The organism is Nocardia sp. NPDC051321, assembly GCF_044455225.1.
Taxonomy (GTDB): domain Bacteria; phylum Actinomycetota; class Actinomycetes; order Mycobacteriales; family Mycobacteriaceae; genus Nocardia.
Window position 1 is genome coordinate 164,498 of the sequence record NZ_JBITEM010000009.1, and the last position, 13,612, is coordinate 178,109.

A 13,612-nucleotide genomic window follows, 5' to 3' on the forward strand; every position below is an offset into this window, starting at 1 on the left:
AATGGCTGTCGTGGGTGAGCTGCATGTGTCGTTCGTCTGTACCGGCAACATTTGCCGTTCGCCGATGGCGGAGAAGATTTTCGCGACGCATCTGTCCCGCGCGGGACTGGCCGATCGGGTGCGGGTGAGCAGCGCGGGCACCGGTGCGTGGCACGTCGGCGACGACGCGGACCGCCGCACCACCGCGACGTTGCGCAGGTACGGCTATCCGACCGGCCATGTCGCGGCCGCCCTCGGCCCCGACCATCACGACGCCGATCTGCTGATCGCGCTGGACACCTCGCACGAACGTGCGCTGGCTCGGCTCGGTGTGCCGTCGGACCGGCGCAGGCTGCTGCGCGCTTTCGACCCGGCCGCCGATGGGCCCGACGTGCCCGACCCCTACTACGGCGACGACGCCGACTTCGAGCTGGTGCGCGACCAGATCGAGGCGGCGATGCCCGGCCTGCTCGACTGGGTGCGTGCCGCGCTCGGCCTGCCCGCCGAGCAGTCCGCGCTCGACGGGCGCCCCTGATGCGCAAGCTGACCTTCCTGCTGCGGCCGGGCTGGGTGATCCTCGCCGCGGTGGTCGCCGTGTTCGCCTACCTGTGCTTCACGGTGCTCGCGCCATGGCAGCTCGGCAAGAACACCAGCACCTCGCACCGCAACCAGCTCATCACCGACTCGGTCGGCGCCGCGCCGATCGACATCACCACCGTCCTCGGCACTCCGGCCACCGACGACTCGCACACCGAATGGCGTAAGGTCACCGCCTCCGGCAGCTACCTGCCGGACTCGACGGTGCTGGTCCGGCTGCGCCATCTCGACGGTGCCCCAGGCTATTCCGTGCTCACCACGTTCCGGCTGGACGACGGCCGCCTCCTGCTCATCGACCGCGGACTGGTCGCGGCGGTAGACGGTTCCCGCCCACCGCAGATCCCCGACCCGCCCGCCGGACCGCAGCGCCTCGAGGCCAGAGTCCGGATGTCCGAGGGCATCACGCCGGGCAAGGACCCGTCCATCCAAGACGGCTACCGGCAGGTCTACTCGATCGACACCACCCAGGAAGCGGCGTTCCTGCAACAACCGCTGACCCCGATCCCCACCGGCGAGCGCGGCGGCTACCTCCAGCTCGACGAAAACCAGCCCGGCGTCTTCACCCCCACCCCCCTCCCCCAACTCGACGCCGGACCCTACCTCTCCTACGGCCTCCAATGGCTCGCCTTCGGCGTCATGGCCCCCCTCGGCCTCGGCTACTTCCTCTACGCCGAGCTCCGCGAGCGCCGCAGGGAAAAAGCAAGCACCCCAGCCGAACCCGTGCCAACGAGCCCGCCCGCGGAATCCCCCGCATCCGAATCCACCACCGCCACACCACCTCCGGCCACCCCCGCACCGAACACCGAAGCGCGCCTAGCAGACCGCTACGGCCGCGGGCGCGACTGACGCCGGGTGCCGCGACGCTCGAGACGTCCTGCTCCAACACACTTCTTGATCAGCTGCTGCTAGCGCCTGATGACGGCCCACAGTGCAGCCACGAATGCCGATGCCAGTTGCACGATTTTCGACAGGTGTACGGCGCGATGCAGGTCGGCGACTGTCGGGGCGGGGCCGTCGCCGAGGGTGGGGCGGAGTTCGGTGCCGTGGCGGTATTGGGTGCGGCCGCCGAGGCGGACGCCGAGGGCGCCTGCCATCGATGCCTCGACTACTCCGGCGTTGGGGCTCGGGTGTTTTGCGGCGTCGCGGCGCCAGGCGTTCAGCGCGGCGGTTCGGCGGCCGCCGACGAGCGGGGCGAGGGCGACGGTGAGCAGGCCGGTGAGCCGGGCGGGGAGCAGGTTGGCCAGGTCGTCGGTGCGGGCGGCGGCCCAACCGAAGTGGCGGTAGCGGTCGTTGCGGTAGCCGATCATGGCGTCGAGGGTGTTGATCGCGCGGTAGCCGAGTAGGCCGGGTATTCCGGCGAGCGCGCCCCAGACCAGCGGGGCCACCGTTGCGTCGGAGGTGTTCTCGGCGATGGATTCCAGTGCGGCGCGGGCCAATCCGTCGGCGTCGAGCACCTCGGGGTCGCGCCCGCACAGCGAAGGAAGTAGCGCGCGTGCGCCGGCCAGATCGCCTGCCTCGAGCCGGTCGGCCATCTCGCTGCCCGCCTTCGCCAGGCTGTGCCCGCCGAGCACCGTCCAGGTAGCCAACGCGGTCACCGGGAGTCCGAGCCCGCGAACCCCGACACCCAACCCGACCACCCCACCCACCAACAGCACCGCGTGCAACGCCCCCGCACTACGCCGATCGGCATACGTCACCGATTCGAGCGCGCTTGCCGCCGAACCGAACCCGGCCACCGGATGCCACCGCCGCGGATCCCCCAACACCCGATCCAACGCAAAACCGAGCAGCAACCCAGCCGCGGTCGAGGTCCCCTTCTGCACCCACCGAGCCTATCCGGTACCGCCACCCGAACAACCCTCGCCTCGCACCCCGAACGGCCATGACAGTGCGCTCGCTCGAACGATGCCGCACCGTGTCCTGCTTGCGGCGTCAGGGCTCCGTCGGCGAGGACCGACTCAGGTGCGTAAGCGAGCGCGCAGGTCCGTCGAGCGGCGCTCGCTCGAACGATGCCGCACCGCGTCCCGCTCGCGGCGCCAGGGCACCGTCGGCGAGGACCGACTCAGGTGCGTAAGCGAGCGCGCAGATTCCTCGAGCGGGTCACGCGTCGTCGAGCCGCGCTCGCGTCGTCGAGCCGCGCACGAAATTGCCAGCTGCTACACGCACGCCGAGCCAATTCACGCGCGGCACGCGAAACATGCCATTTTCAGGCATTCGATTATGGGTGGCAGCGCGGGCCAGTGACGCGGACCTCGCCGGTGGTGGGCGTGGCGCGTCGGCGTGTCACACTCTGATTCGCTGCGTCGTCTACCTCGTGACGCACTCATAGGACTCGCGCCCCGGCGGGGCGGAACGACCGAACGGCGAACAGCAGTGACTACCGAACAGCCTTCCACTCCCGAACCCATCGACCAGGCCGAACTGGCTCGGCGGTTCGAGGAGCACCGGCCGTATCTGCGCAGGCTCGCCTACAGCACGCTGGGCAGTCTGACCGACGCCGACGACGTGGTGCAGGAGGCGTGGCTGCGGCTGCAGCGCCAGCACGAGGCCGGGACCGCGGGGCAGATCGAGAACCTGCGCGCCTGGCTCAGCACCGTCACCGGCCGCCTCGCGCTGGATCAGCTCGGGTCGGCCCGTGCTCGCCGTGAACAGTATGTCGGCGAGTGGCTGCCGGAACCCGAGGTCACCAGCTGGGACGATCCCGCGGACCGAATCACCCAGGACGAGCGGGTCACCACGGCACTGCTCGTGGTGCTCGAATCACTGTCGCCCGCCGAGCGCACCGCGTTCGTGCTTCAGGACGTATTCGGCATGACCGGCCCGGAGGTCGCCGAGGTGGTCGGGCGCACCCCGGCCGCCGTGCGCCAGCTCGCCTCCCGCGCCCGCAAGCGGGTCGAGGACGGCACACCGCGCTTCCCCGCCTCGCCCGACGAGCAGGAGAGGGTCGTCTCCGCCTTCGCGGTCGCCTGGCGCTCCGGCGATCTCAGTGCGCTGCTCGGCGTCCTCGACGCCAACGTCAGCCTGACCGCCGATGGTGGCGGCAAGGTCCCCGCGATCCGGCAGCCGGTGCACGGCGCCGAGCTCATCGCGAAGATGCTGCTCGGTTGGTACCACGCGCCGTCGGCGGCGCACGGGTGGGGCCGCGCGGTGCTGGTCAACGGCGCGCCCGGCCTGGTTGTCTTCGACGGCAACCACATCGGCGTCTTCGCCTTCACCATCGATGACGGCCGCATCGTCGCCATCGACGTCGTCCGCAACCCCGACAAGCTGCACGACCTCCCCACCACCGGCGAGCCCGACTGGTACCTCGGCGCCACCACCCCCGAAGACGAATAGTCCAGCCGCACACCGCCTGTGCCAGCCGCCCACTCCGTCCGCGGTTGCGTTCAAGATCAGGGGGCACTGGTGTCAGTGCCCTCTCGGGCGATGCCAGCACCAGTTCCACTTGATCTTGAACGCGGCTCCCGCAACGCGGAGCAGGGTCGAGATCCCGAGGCCCCTTGATGATCCACGGCGCATCGTGGGCCTACTCGCCGAAAGCCGTACGCGAACTCCGGGATGACGCTCGGGCTTCAGCCTGCTAAGCCCACGGGCTTCGCTGTCGTATACCCGTGTGCCGCAGCCACTTCCGCTGACAGCAACCGGCCCGCGTCCGCGGTTGCACCGTGGGCGAGGTCGGGGTTGGCGGCACACGCTTCTTCCCAACCGAGGTCTGCGATGGCGCGGACGTAGGGCAGCGTGGCGTTGGTGAGGGCGACGGTGGCGGTGTTGGGTACTGCTCCTGGCATGTTGGCCACGCAGTAGAACAGCGAATTATGTACGCGGAAGGTCGGATTCGCGTGGGTGGTGGGGTGTGAACCGGCGAAGCAGCCGCCCTGGTCGATGGCGATGTCGACGAGGACCGAACCGGGGCGCATCTGGGCGACAAGGTCGTCGGAGACAAGTTTCGGCGCGCGGGCGCCGGGCACCAAGACGGAGCCGATGACCAAGTCGGCGCCGGACACGGCGCGCTGGACCTCGGCGGAGTTGGACGCGACGGTGGCGATCCGCCCGTCGAAGCGGGCGTCCAACTCGCGCAGGCGATGCAAGTTGGTGTCCAGCACGGTGACTCGCGCACCTATGCCGTCGGCGACCGAGGCCGCGTTGGATCCGGCGACACCGCCGCCGAGCACCACCACATCGGCCGGACGCACCCCAGGCACGCCGCCGAGCAGCATGCCCGCACCGCCCAGCGGTGCCATCAAATGGTAAGCGCCGACCTGACTTCCGAGCTTGCCCGCGACCTCACTCATCGGCGCGAGCAACGGCAGCGAACCGTCCGCGGCGCGCACGGTTTCGTACGCGATGGCGGTGATCCCGGAGCTCAGGATGGCGTCCGTGCATTCGCGGGACGCCGCCAGGTGCAGATAGGTGAACAGCACCTGCCCGCGTCGCAGCCGCGGATACTCCTCGGCGATCGGCTCCTTCACCTTCAACACCAGGTCGGCCTCCCACCACACCTGATCCACGGTCACCAGTCGCGCCCCGACACCGGCATAGTCGGTGTCCGCGAACCCGGATCCGACGCCCGCCCCGGCCTGGATCAGCACCTCATGTCCGTGCGCGACCAGCTCCCCGGCTCCCGCCGGTGTCAGGGCAACCCGGAACTCCTGCTGCTTGACCTCGCGTGGCACTCCGATCTTCATAACGCCATCGTGAACCCCGCACCGGGCGCACGCCACGAACGACGCGCGGGTATCACACGATGATCACGAGACCGCCCGCGCACCGGATATTTCTGCGCAAGTTGATCAGCACTTCGATGGCGGCCTAGACAATCCGCGCTGTTCGGAGCCGATTCCGCGGACTCGCCCAGCAGCACCCATTGATCTCCTCGTCGAGCGATCGGGATCCCGCGCACGGTCGATGCTCGACGCAGACATTGGATTCGAAGTAGACACCCGACCCGGCCTGAGCGGACATTTCTCGCGCTAATTCGCTCGAGATGCCGCGCTGAGCGCGAAAGTGTCCGCTCCGGCCGGGTCCAGTCTGTACGTCAGACCGTCATCGCCACACCCAGCGGCGGAATCCGCAGCTGCTTGTCCCGCCCCGCATACTCGAACAGCAGACTCAACCGATCCAGCGTCTCGCTGAAATGCACCCACCCTTCGCCGTGCACCGGCACGATCACCGCATCGCCGAGCACCTCGGCTGCCTGTACTGCGGTGCGCGCGTTCAAAGTGAGGTCGATGTCGCCGAAGTGACCGACATTCGCGGCGCCGACGAACAGCACCGCGGCATCGATCTTCCCGATCCGCTCGACGATCTTGGCGACCCGATCGACAGAGGCGTTGTCCCCCGAGACGTACACGGTCGGCTGACCGTCGGCCTGCAGCACGAACCCGGTGACGATCCCGGTCAGCGATTCGCACCCCTCGGGACCGTGCAGCGCGGGCACCCCGGTGATCCGGACGCCGCCGATCGTCACGGTCTCCCAATTCTCCAGTCCGCGAACGCCCTTGATCCGTTCCGCGGCTCCGGGTGTGGACAGCACCGTGCCCGCCGTCCGCAGGAATTCGCGTCCGGCGTTGTCCAGGTTGTCGGCGTGTTCATCGTGCGAAAGCAACACGACGTCCACCGGGCCGACCTGATCCGCGGGCACCGCCGGACCGATGAGCTTGTGCAGGGTGACCGGCCCCGGGTAATCACCGGGCTGGTCGAAGGTGGGATCGGTCAGGAAGGTCTGGCCCGCGTACCGCAGACGCACCGTGGGTCCGCCGATATGCAGTACTTCGAGCTGGTTGGAGTGTTCGATGGTGTCGGTCATGCCGTTGAGCTTGTCAACTCGCCGGGGCACCCAACAGTGGCCCGAGAGCCGCCTATCGCTAAAATCGGGCCATGCATACAGTGGCTGTTCTCGCCTATGACGGCATGAGCCCGTTCCATCTGTCCGTGCCGAGCCTCGTCTTCGGCCGGGTCGGCATCGGCGGACAAGCGCCCTACCAGGTAGATGTCTGCGCCGAGCGCCCCGGAAGTCTGCGCACCCCAGCGGGTTTCGACATCAAGGTGCGCCATGGACTCGACCGCCTGGTCCGCGCGGACACGGTGATCATCCCCAGCTGGGAGCGCGACATGCCGCTGTCGGCGGAACTGCGCGCCGCCCTGCATCACGCGCACGCGGCGGGCGCGCGGATCGTCGGCCTGTGCCTCGGCTCGTGGGCGATCGCCGCCAGCGGACTGGCCGACGGCCGCGAGGTGACCACCCACTGGGCCGGTGCCGCCGCGCTCGCCCGCGCCTGCCCCGCCGTCCGGGTCCGTGCCGACACCCTGTGGTCGGACCTCGGCGACGTGATCACCTCGGCGGGCGTCGCCGCCGCCCTCGACTGCTGCCTGCACCTGGTGCGCAACGACCTCGGCAGCCGCGCCGCGACCGAACTGGCCAGAGACCTGGTCACCGCGCCGCACCGCAGCGGCTCGCAAGCCCAGTACATCCCCGTCGCGGTCCCCGACGCCACCGACGACGACCCCATCGAACGCGCGATGGTCTGGGCCAGAACGCATCTCGGCGAATCGATCGACCTGGACGGCTGGGCCCGGATCGCCCTGATGTCGCGCCGCACCTTCACCCGCCGCTTCCGCGACCGCACCGGAAACAGCCCACAGCAGTGGCTGCTGCACCAGCGCGCCGACCGGGCCAGGCTGCTGCTGGAAACCACCGACGACACCATGGAGCGCATCGCCACCGACACCGGCTTCGGCACCGCGGTCAGCCTGCGCCATCACTTCCATCGCATCCTCGGCACCAGCCCCGCCGCCCACCGCGCGTTGTTCCAGGGAGCACGGCTAGGTTCAGCGGTATGAGGATTCAGATCGGCGAATTCGCCCCGGAGATCGACGAGACCGCCTGGGTCGCACCCAACGCGACGGTGATCGGCCGGGTGCGGCTCGCGGCCGAGGTGAGTGTTTGGTACAGCGCCGTACTGCGTGGGGACCTCGAACAGATCAGCGTCGGCGAACGGACCAATATCCAGGATGGCTGTGTGCTGCACGCCGATCCGGGCTTCCCGCTCACCGTCGGCAGCGGAGTTTCGGTGGGGCACAACGCGATCTTGCACGGCTGCACGGTCGGCGACGATGTGCTGGTCGGCATGGGCGCCACCGTGCTCAACGGCGCGGTGATCGGCGCGGGCAGCCTGATCGCGGCCAACGCGCTGATCCCGGAGGGCGCGCAGATTCCGCCGGGGTCGCTCGTCGCCGGAGTGCCCGGCAAGGTCCGGCGCGAACTCAGCGAGGCCGAGCAAGACGGCATCCGGCTGAATGGGGCTGTGTACCTACACAACACGGCCAATCACCGTGCGGCAAAAGAGGTGTGAGACAGCACACACTGATCAAGCGACCAGCAAGAATCGCTGATAACATTTTGCCAGCGTGCCCGGCGACCCGGGGTCTCCTGCCGAAACGGTAGTCGTGCGGCTTGTAGCGCAGTGGTTAGCCCATATTGGGTCGATGGGTCCGTAAGCGAGCGTAGCGAGCGAGCCGAATCGCAGCGCACGGTCGCACACGACGGAGCCGAGCGCGGCAAAGTTGTGAGTGAGCGTAGCGAGCCAACTGAAGACGCGGCGCGCGGTCGCCGACGACGAGCCTTACGAGGCGTAGTCGTGAGTGAGCGTAGCGAGCGAACCAAGGACGCAGCGCGCGGTCGCGCACGACGTAGCCGAGCGTTAGCGAGGCGAGTCGTGAGCGTGCAGGCAGGAGGTATCGGTGATGGTCTACGTACAGTCGAGTGTGCACCGGTCCACGGGGCGGATCAGCATTGCCGACATCGCGGCCCAGCCGGGCGGCGTCGAGGCACTACAACGGCGAGTCCATGAATTACGTTCCAGCGGAGTAGATTTCGCCGCGAATGCGATCGAACAGGAAATGGTGGCGCTGAACTTACCGCGCCACTGACACATCAGCCCACGGTCACCGCGTGTCACTCGGCAGCGGTGACCGTGGCAAGTCCGGCCGTGGTGTGCTGATCCAAGGCCATCAGCGCGGCCCGCACCCGCACCGGCTGCCAGCCACCGTCGGTGCACCGCAGCCGCACGACGCCTTCGGTGCGATGACGCGCCAACTCCCGTGACATCTCCTGCGCCGCCGCCAGATCGTCCGGATGGATCTGCGGCGGCGGCTCACCGGGCAGAGCGGCCCACGCGATACCGGGCATCGGCGGCCCGATCCAGCGAATCAGTTGCAGCGAGCGCAGATTCACGATCGCGCGATACTCCCCCGGCGCGGTGGACGCCTCCAGTAGTCGATATTCCAGAATCATCGGCGGCGGGGCGGCCGGCACCGCGGTCGCGGCACCGATGTCCTGGGTCACCCCGCGGAACAGCACCACCGCACGCCCGTCCGCGTCGACCTCGCGGATGATCCGGCAGGCGAAATGCCCTGCGCGCAACGCATCGTCGTCACGCCGGATCGTCCACACCGCCTGATGTTCGGTGCCCGGCGCGGAATTCACGATCTTCGCCAGCGCCTCGCTCTCGTCCCGATTGGTGACCAACCGGGTGAACGCGCCCGCGAGGGCCAACTCGGCCTCCCGGTCCTCGGGCGCGACGCCGTACAGATCGAGCAGGTCCACGCTGCGCACCGACCGGCTGGTGGTGAGGTTGAAGTACCACGCCCCCACCGGTTCTCGCTCCGGCAGCGGCTCCGCCACCGGCCCCACCCACAGTCGGACGGCGTGCGCCCGCTCGGGCGTGATGAGCAGCGGCTCGGCCCGCACGGTGCGGCGGCCGTCCGCCGAGACGTACGCGACCGGGGCGCAGGTCCGGCTTACCTGCGCGAGAGCGGCTTCCGCGTCGGCGAGCGACAGCGGGTTACGCAGGATATTGCTCAACGGCACGAAGGATTTCGGGGCGGCACCGAGGGCGATCACCGTGCCCGGCGTGCCCGAAAAGCATTCGACCAGGATCCATTTCGCCATCAGCCGCGTCCGATCGATCGCGCCCGATCGTTTACCGCCGTGAGAAGCGTTCGACCAGTTGACATTTCAACATCACCCGTTCCTGATCGCGCGGTTCCGCGCGGTCAGGAACGAAATACCATGTCCAGCACTCGTTCGTGGTACGAGCCCGCGAACCTTGTGATCAGGTCCACAAGAAGGGCGTCCAGTCCGACCAGAACCTTGGCCTCGCCGCGCGCCGCCCCGCGCAGAATCGTGCTGGCCGCCGCGGCCGGGGTGGTGCGCGCGACATGCCCCTCGAAACGCCGCACGACCGCCGCCGCGTCGATGCCGGGCGCCACGCTCGCCGACCGCGCGATGGAGGTGAGCACCCCACCGGGATACACCGCGGTGACCCGGACCTTGCCGCCCGCGGCCCGCATGTCCTGGCGCAGCGAGTCGGTGAATCCGCGCACCGCGAACTTCGCGGCGTTGTACGGCCCATGCTGCGCCACCCCGACCAGGCCGAATGCCGAGGACATGTTCACCACGTTGGCTCGCTCGGCGGTCAGCAGATGCGGCAGAAAGGCCTTGGTCCCGTTGACGACTCCCCAGAAGTCCACGTCCATCACCTGCTCGAAATCGCTGAACCGCGACTCCGCCACCCCGCCGACGTGCAGGATCCCGGCATTGTTGAACAGCGCCTCGACCCGCCCGTAGTGCACGACGGTGGCCGCGGCATGGTCGAGCATCGCCGCCCGATCGGTGACGTCGAGCGTGGTGGTCGTCGGCGCATGGCCGACGGCAGCACACAGCCGCCCGGTCTCGGCGACGGCGTCGGCCGACTTGTCCGACAGCGCGAGCACCGCACCGTCGCGAGCCAGCGCCAGGGCCAGTTCGCGGCCGATGCCGGCGCCTGCACCCGTGATCGCCACCACCCGGTCAGCGAAATACGCCACGGCTCAACCCTTTCCAATCATCCGACATCCATATCGGATATCCACAAAGGCTAACCACCTGCTGCTGGACGCGCGACCTGTGCCCCATTCCGGCGATCCGCGACCAGGCCGCCGCACGTCGGTGAAATAATGAAGGTCCATCACCCGCACCGTCGCGGCGCCATCCCGTACGCTCGGCCCTCGCGCGAATCGACTGGAGACCAGATGCCAACTGTCCCGCCCATGCTGCAGCGCATCCTGGACAAACCCGTCGCCGACGGCGAGAAACTCCTGGAAAGCGCGCTGTCGGCCTTCCTGGACTTCGGCATCAAACGGACGAGCATGGGCGAGATCGCCCGGCGGGCCGGCATCAGCCCCGCCACCCTCTACCGCCGCTTCGAATCGAAGAACGACCTGGTAGAGGCGGTGAGCGTGCGGGAGGCGCAGCGCTTCGTCGAGATGATCGACAAGCAGGTGCGGGCCGTCTCCGGCTCCGAGGACCAGCTGGTGGAGATCTTCGTCGCGTTCATCACCGCCATCGCGAACAACGAGCTACTGCGCCGCCTGCTGCGCACCGAACCGGACCTGATCCTGCCCCGGCTCACCACCGACGCAGGCCCGATCCTGGCCGTCGGCCGCAGCTACCTGGCGGAAAAGCTGCGCGAGCTGCGGGACACCGAGAACACGCACGATTTCGACGCCGACCTGGTCGCCGAGATCATGGCGCGGCTCGCGCTGTCGCTGGCGCTCACCCCGGACGGGCTCATTCCGGTCGCCGACCGGGACGGCGCCCGCGAGTTCGCCCGGCGGACGCTGATGCCCATGGTTGGCGTGCACGTCACCGCGTAGTCAGATCGGCGTGACGCCGAACGCCGCGGCCACCCGTTCGTCGAGGTCGGCCCGCGCCGCCGCGTCGGGCACCTGGCCGTCGACGAGCGCACGAGCCAGGTCGATGACCGACGCCGCGCAAGGCGTTGCCGGATTCGGTAGCGGCAACCGCGACACGTACTGGGTGATCCATCGGCGTCTGCCCGAGTACAGGCGGTTACCGCAGACCGCGTCGTAGAAGCGCAGCCCGAGTGCCGAATTCGCCACGCCCATCAGCAGATACGCGAGCCTGTCCGCTTCGGCCGGGCGCTCCCCCAGATCGGGCAGCGAAATCCAATAGCAGTCACCGTTCACGACCGCGCCCGATCGATCGAGGGCAAATCTCGGACGTTCACTGATATCCGGAAACACCAGCTTCGGCTCACGCCAGAGGTGTGGACGTTGCGGCACCCATATCTCGAACCATTCCCGTCCGCTCGGCCCGAGGTAGTGACGGGCGGCGAGGGTGTCCTTGTGGGCGCGCAGATACTCAGCGGCGCAGGGGAATTCATTAAGATCGATCGGCGTGCGACTAGGCCGATTCAAGTCGTAGGGATACAGCACGCGAGTGTCGTGCGATCGAGCGATGCGCCACGGTTCGAGGTCGTGGTGGGTGATCAGCTCGAGCAGCAACTCAGGTTCGGGAGGCGGCTCGACGTCGGCCCACCGATCCGAGATGAACACCTTGTCGGCAGTTGTCTTGATACCCACCCGAATTCGAGCAACCTCGCCGAAGGTCCGCCATGTCGTCGCCGCGATACCGGCGAGCCAGGCATCGACCTCGGCGTTCGACATCCGCCACGCGGTTTCCGGTTCCGCCATGCGCCGCACGGTCTTTCGATGCCCAGGACGGCCGGACGGCGGATCGGGCGCCAAATGTCGCGCGAGAATCGATCCGGCTGGCCGCGAACCCGCTGCCTGCAAATCCACACGCGACCAATCAGGTTGTCGCGGACCCGCATTCCCCTGGCTCGCGCTCAGTCCATCAGATTGCAATGGCCCGTCATCCCGCAATCCCGCCCCCGACCCACCAGCTCGCAGTGAACCTTCGACCCCCAGATCCGCACCCGCCCAATCAGACTGCCGCGACGCCTCAGCCCCCAGATTCATACCCGCTACACCAGATTGCCGTTCCCCCTCGGCCCGCAGGTCGACGCTCGGCTCACCAGGCAGCGGCCCCACGAGCCCAAGGCCCACGCTCCGCCCACCAGATTGCGGCGCACCGTCGACCGAAAAATTGGCACCCGGCCCATCGGATTGACGCGCACCTTCGGCCCGAAGATCGATGCTCGCCTCATCAGGAGCATCCGCACCGTCTACCGCGGAAACCTCATGCACCGCTGAAGTTTCCCGTCCCGAACGCGTCGCATGCCCGGTGACCAGAGTGCCGACCTCGACCGCGAAGGTCCGACCGGTGTGCGCGACAAGACAACCGCGGCCACCGAGCAGTGCACCGAAAAGGTCGGTCCCCGAGGCTACTTCGCCGCCTTCGACCTCGTACGCCGAGACGTACCGGCATTCGCCACTTCCGCGACGAGTCGCGATGGTGATCGCGGGCAGCACGGCTGCCTCGAACAGCTTGGTGTCCCCCAGGTCGTACAACTCGACCGGCGCCAGTTCGGCCAGCAGCAATCGCCGAATGTTCGCGCCCGCCTTGGTCGTCAGAAACCGGTTGGCGCACAGCAATCCGAGCACCCCGTCTGGGCATAGCAGCCGGGGTAGTGTCGCGACGAATGGGTGGGTGAGGTCGATTCGGCCGCGTAAGCCGAACTGCTTGCTGAGCAGTTGGGCGGTGGTTCCGCCCAACTGCTGGGTTCGGACGTAGGGCGGGTTCGTGATCACGGCATCGAATGAACCGGCGGCGAGTTCTTGGGATGCCGCGAGGAAGTCGCCGATGTGCCAGTCGACCCCGGCTCCCTCGTTTCGGGCTCGTGCCACCGCGAGTGCCGCGGCGTCGAGGTCGTATCCGGTCAGCTCGACTCGAACCCCCGGCAGCCGGATCGCGGCTTCGTCCCGCAATGCGAAGAGCAGTTCGCCGTCGCCGCACGCCGGGTCGAGCACCCGCAGCACCCCGGATCGCGGGCGCGGCACGTGCGTGAGCAGCCGTCCGGCCAGAAAGCGCGCGAGCTCGGGCGGCGTGTAGTGCCTGCCGTGCCGCTTGCGATCTCGCGCGGCGGGGGCTCCGGACGCCATGCGGTGGATTCTGCCTTGTCAGAGCCTGGCATTCAGGGCAATGCGAGCACTGCCCCCACACCCCGCGCACAGACCGGCACATGAGCGTTTCGCACCATCATTTTCGATGCTAACGTTCGGTCTCATAATG

At 68.4% G+C, this 13,612-nt stretch carries 13 protein-coding genes; 7 read left to right on the top strand and 6 right to left on the bottom strand.

Going from position 1 to position 13,612, the window contains the following annotated elements; translation table 11 throughout:
* Position 1 precedes the first annotated feature (1 nt).
* Both ACIA8C_RS22720 and ACIA8C_RS22725 read left to right on the top strand, forming a co-directional pair.
* Positions 2 to 514 carry a low molecular weight protein-tyrosine-phosphatase gene (locus ACIA8C_RS22720; RefSeq protein ID WP_397137742.1) on the top strand — a complete coding sequence of 171 codons (513 nt, stop codon included), beginning with the start codon at positions 2 to 4 and terminating at the stop codon, positions 512 to 514.
* On the top strand, positions 514 to 1,422 hold the full coding sequence (locus ACIA8C_RS22725) for an SURF1 family protein (RefSeq protein WP_397137745.1): 909 nt from the start codon (positions 514 to 516) through the stop codon (positions 1,420 to 1,422). Before ACIA8C_RS22720 ends, ACIA8C_RS22725 begins: the two co-directional genes overlap by 1 nt.
* Positions 1,423 to 1,481: 59 nt before the next feature.
* Here ACIA8C_RS22725 and ACIA8C_RS22730 read toward each other — a convergent pair whose 3' ends face one another.
* Positions 1,482 to 2,399, bottom strand: a complete 918-nt coding sequence (locus tag ACIA8C_RS22730) for a cobalamin biosynthesis protein (protein WP_397137747.1) — start codon at positions 2,397 to 2,399, stop codon at positions 1,482 to 1,484.
* 550 nt (positions 2,400 to 2,949) lie between these two features.
* Between ACIA8C_RS22730 and sigJ the strand changes: the two genes are divergently transcribed.
* Positions 2,950 to 3,912: an RNA polymerase sigma factor SigJ gene (sigJ, locus tag ACIA8C_RS22735; RefSeq protein ID WP_397137749.1), complete on the top strand. Its 963-nt coding sequence runs from the start codon at positions 2,950 to 2,952 to the stop codon at positions 3,910 to 3,912.
* 236 nt (positions 3,913 to 4,148) lie between these two features.
* Here the strand turns inward: sigJ and ald are convergent, their stop codons facing one another.
* Complete coding sequence (gene ald / locus ACIA8C_RS22740; RefSeq protein ID WP_397137751.1) at positions 4,149 to 5,261, bottom strand: alanine dehydrogenase; 1,113 nt, start codon at positions 5,259 to 5,261, stop codon at positions 4,149 to 4,151.
* Positions 5,262 to 5,611: 350 nt separating this feature from the next.
* Positions 5,612 to 6,382, bottom strand: a complete 771-nt coding sequence (locus tag ACIA8C_RS22745; RefSeq protein WP_397137753.1) for an MBL fold metallo-hydrolase — start codon at positions 6,380 to 6,382, stop codon at positions 5,612 to 5,614.
* A gap of 71 nt (positions 6,383 to 6,453) precedes the next feature.
* On the opposite strand from ACIA8C_RS22745, the gene ACIA8C_RS22750 reads away from it, so the two are divergent.
* The 3 genes from ACIA8C_RS22750 to ACIA8C_RS22760 all read left to right on the top strand — a co-directional run bounded on the left by ACIA8C_RS22750 (position 6,454) and on the right by ACIA8C_RS22760 (position 8,505).
* On the top strand, positions 6,454 to 7,416 hold the full coding sequence (locus ACIA8C_RS22750) for a GlxA family transcriptional regulator (RefSeq protein WP_397137755.1): 963 nt from the start codon (positions 6,454 to 6,456) through the stop codon (positions 7,414 to 7,416).
* A complete protein-coding gene (locus ACIA8C_RS22755; protein WP_397137757.1) occupies positions 7,413 to 7,928 on the top strand; it encodes a gamma carbonic anhydrase family protein in 516 nt (171 codons plus the stop codon). The genes ACIA8C_RS22750 and ACIA8C_RS22755 overlap by 4 nt, the downstream gene beginning before the upstream one ends.
* A 391-nt stretch (positions 7,929 to 8,319) precedes the next feature.
* On the top strand, positions 8,320 to 8,505 hold the full coding sequence (locus ACIA8C_RS22760; RefSeq protein ID WP_397138167.1) for a hypothetical protein: 186 nt from the start codon (positions 8,320 to 8,322) through the stop codon (positions 8,503 to 8,505).
* Positions 8,506 to 8,530: 25 nt separating this feature from the next.
* On the opposite strand, the gene ACIA8C_RS22765 is transcribed toward ACIA8C_RS22760, so the two are convergent.
* Both ACIA8C_RS22765 and ACIA8C_RS22770 read right to left on the bottom strand, forming a co-directional pair.
* On the bottom strand, positions 8,531 to 9,526 hold the full coding sequence (locus ACIA8C_RS22765) for a GAF domain-containing protein (RefSeq protein WP_397137759.1): 996 nt from the start codon (positions 9,524 to 9,526) through the stop codon (positions 8,531 to 8,533).
* Positions 9,527 to 9,630: 104 nt separating this feature from the next.
* Positions 9,631 to 10,443 carry an SDR family NAD(P)-dependent oxidoreductase gene (locus ACIA8C_RS22770; RefSeq protein WP_397137761.1) on the bottom strand — a complete coding sequence of 271 codons (813 nt, stop codon included), beginning with the start codon at positions 10,441 to 10,443 and terminating at the stop codon, positions 9,631 to 9,633.
* Positions 10,444 to 10,647: 204 nt separating this feature from the next.
* Between ACIA8C_RS22770 and ACIA8C_RS22775 the strand changes: the two genes are divergently transcribed.
* Positions 10,648 to 11,271, top strand: a complete 624-nt coding sequence (locus ACIA8C_RS22775; protein WP_397137763.1) for a TetR/AcrR family transcriptional regulator — start codon at positions 10,648 to 10,650, stop codon at positions 11,269 to 11,271.
* Here ACIA8C_RS22775 and ACIA8C_RS22780 read toward each other — a convergent pair whose 3' ends face one another.
* Entirely contained in the window at positions 11,272 to 13,482 is a 2,211-nt protein-coding gene (locus tag ACIA8C_RS22780; protein ID WP_397137765.1) for an Eco57I restriction-modification methylase domain-containing protein, read from the bottom strand.
* Positions 13,483 to 13,612 lie beyond the last annotated feature (130 nt).

What these genes read in the sequence shown, in the direction of transcription:
- ACIA8C_RS22725 (WP_397137745.1), top strand. Translation starts at nt 514, where the DNA reads ATGCGCAAGCTGACCTTCCTGCTGCGGCCGGGCTGGGTGATCCTCGCC.
- ACIA8C_RS22775 (WP_397137763.1), top strand. Translation starts at nt 10,648, where the DNA reads ATGCCAACTGTCCCGCCCATGCTGCAGCGCATCCTGGACAAACCCGTC.
- ACIA8C_RS22780 (WP_397137765.1), bottom strand. Translation starts at nt 13,482, where the DNA reads ATGGCGTCCGGAGCCCCCGCCGCGCGAGATCGCAAGCGGCACGGCAGG.
- ACIA8C_RS22720 (WP_397137742.1), top strand. Translation starts at nt 2, where the DNA reads ATGGCTGTCGTGGGTGAGCTGCATGTGTCGTTCGTCTGTACCGGCAAC.
- ACIA8C_RS22755 (WP_397137757.1), top strand. Translation starts at nt 7,413, where the DNA reads ATGAGGATTCAGATCGGCGAATTCGCCCCGGAGATCGACGAGACCGCC.
- ACIA8C_RS22750 (WP_397137755.1), top strand. Translation starts at nt 6,454, where the DNA reads ATGCATACAGTGGCTGTTCTCGCCTATGACGGCATGAGCCCGTTCCAT.
- ACIA8C_RS22765 (WP_397137759.1), bottom strand. Translation starts at nt 9,526, where the DNA reads ATGGCGAAATGGATCCTGGTCGAATGCTTTTCGGGCACGCCGGGCACG.
- ACIA8C_RS22745 (WP_397137753.1), bottom strand. Translation starts at nt 6,382, where the DNA reads ATGACCGACACCATCGAACACTCCAACCAGCTCGAAGTACTGCATATC.
- ald (WP_397137751.1), bottom strand. Translation starts at nt 5,261, where the DNA reads ATGAAGATCGGAGTGCCACGCGAGGTCAAGCAGCAGGAGTTCCGGGTT.
- ACIA8C_RS22760 (WP_397138167.1), top strand. Translation starts at nt 8,320, where the DNA reads ATGGTCTACGTACAGTCGAGTGTGCACCGGTCCACGGGGCGGATCAGC.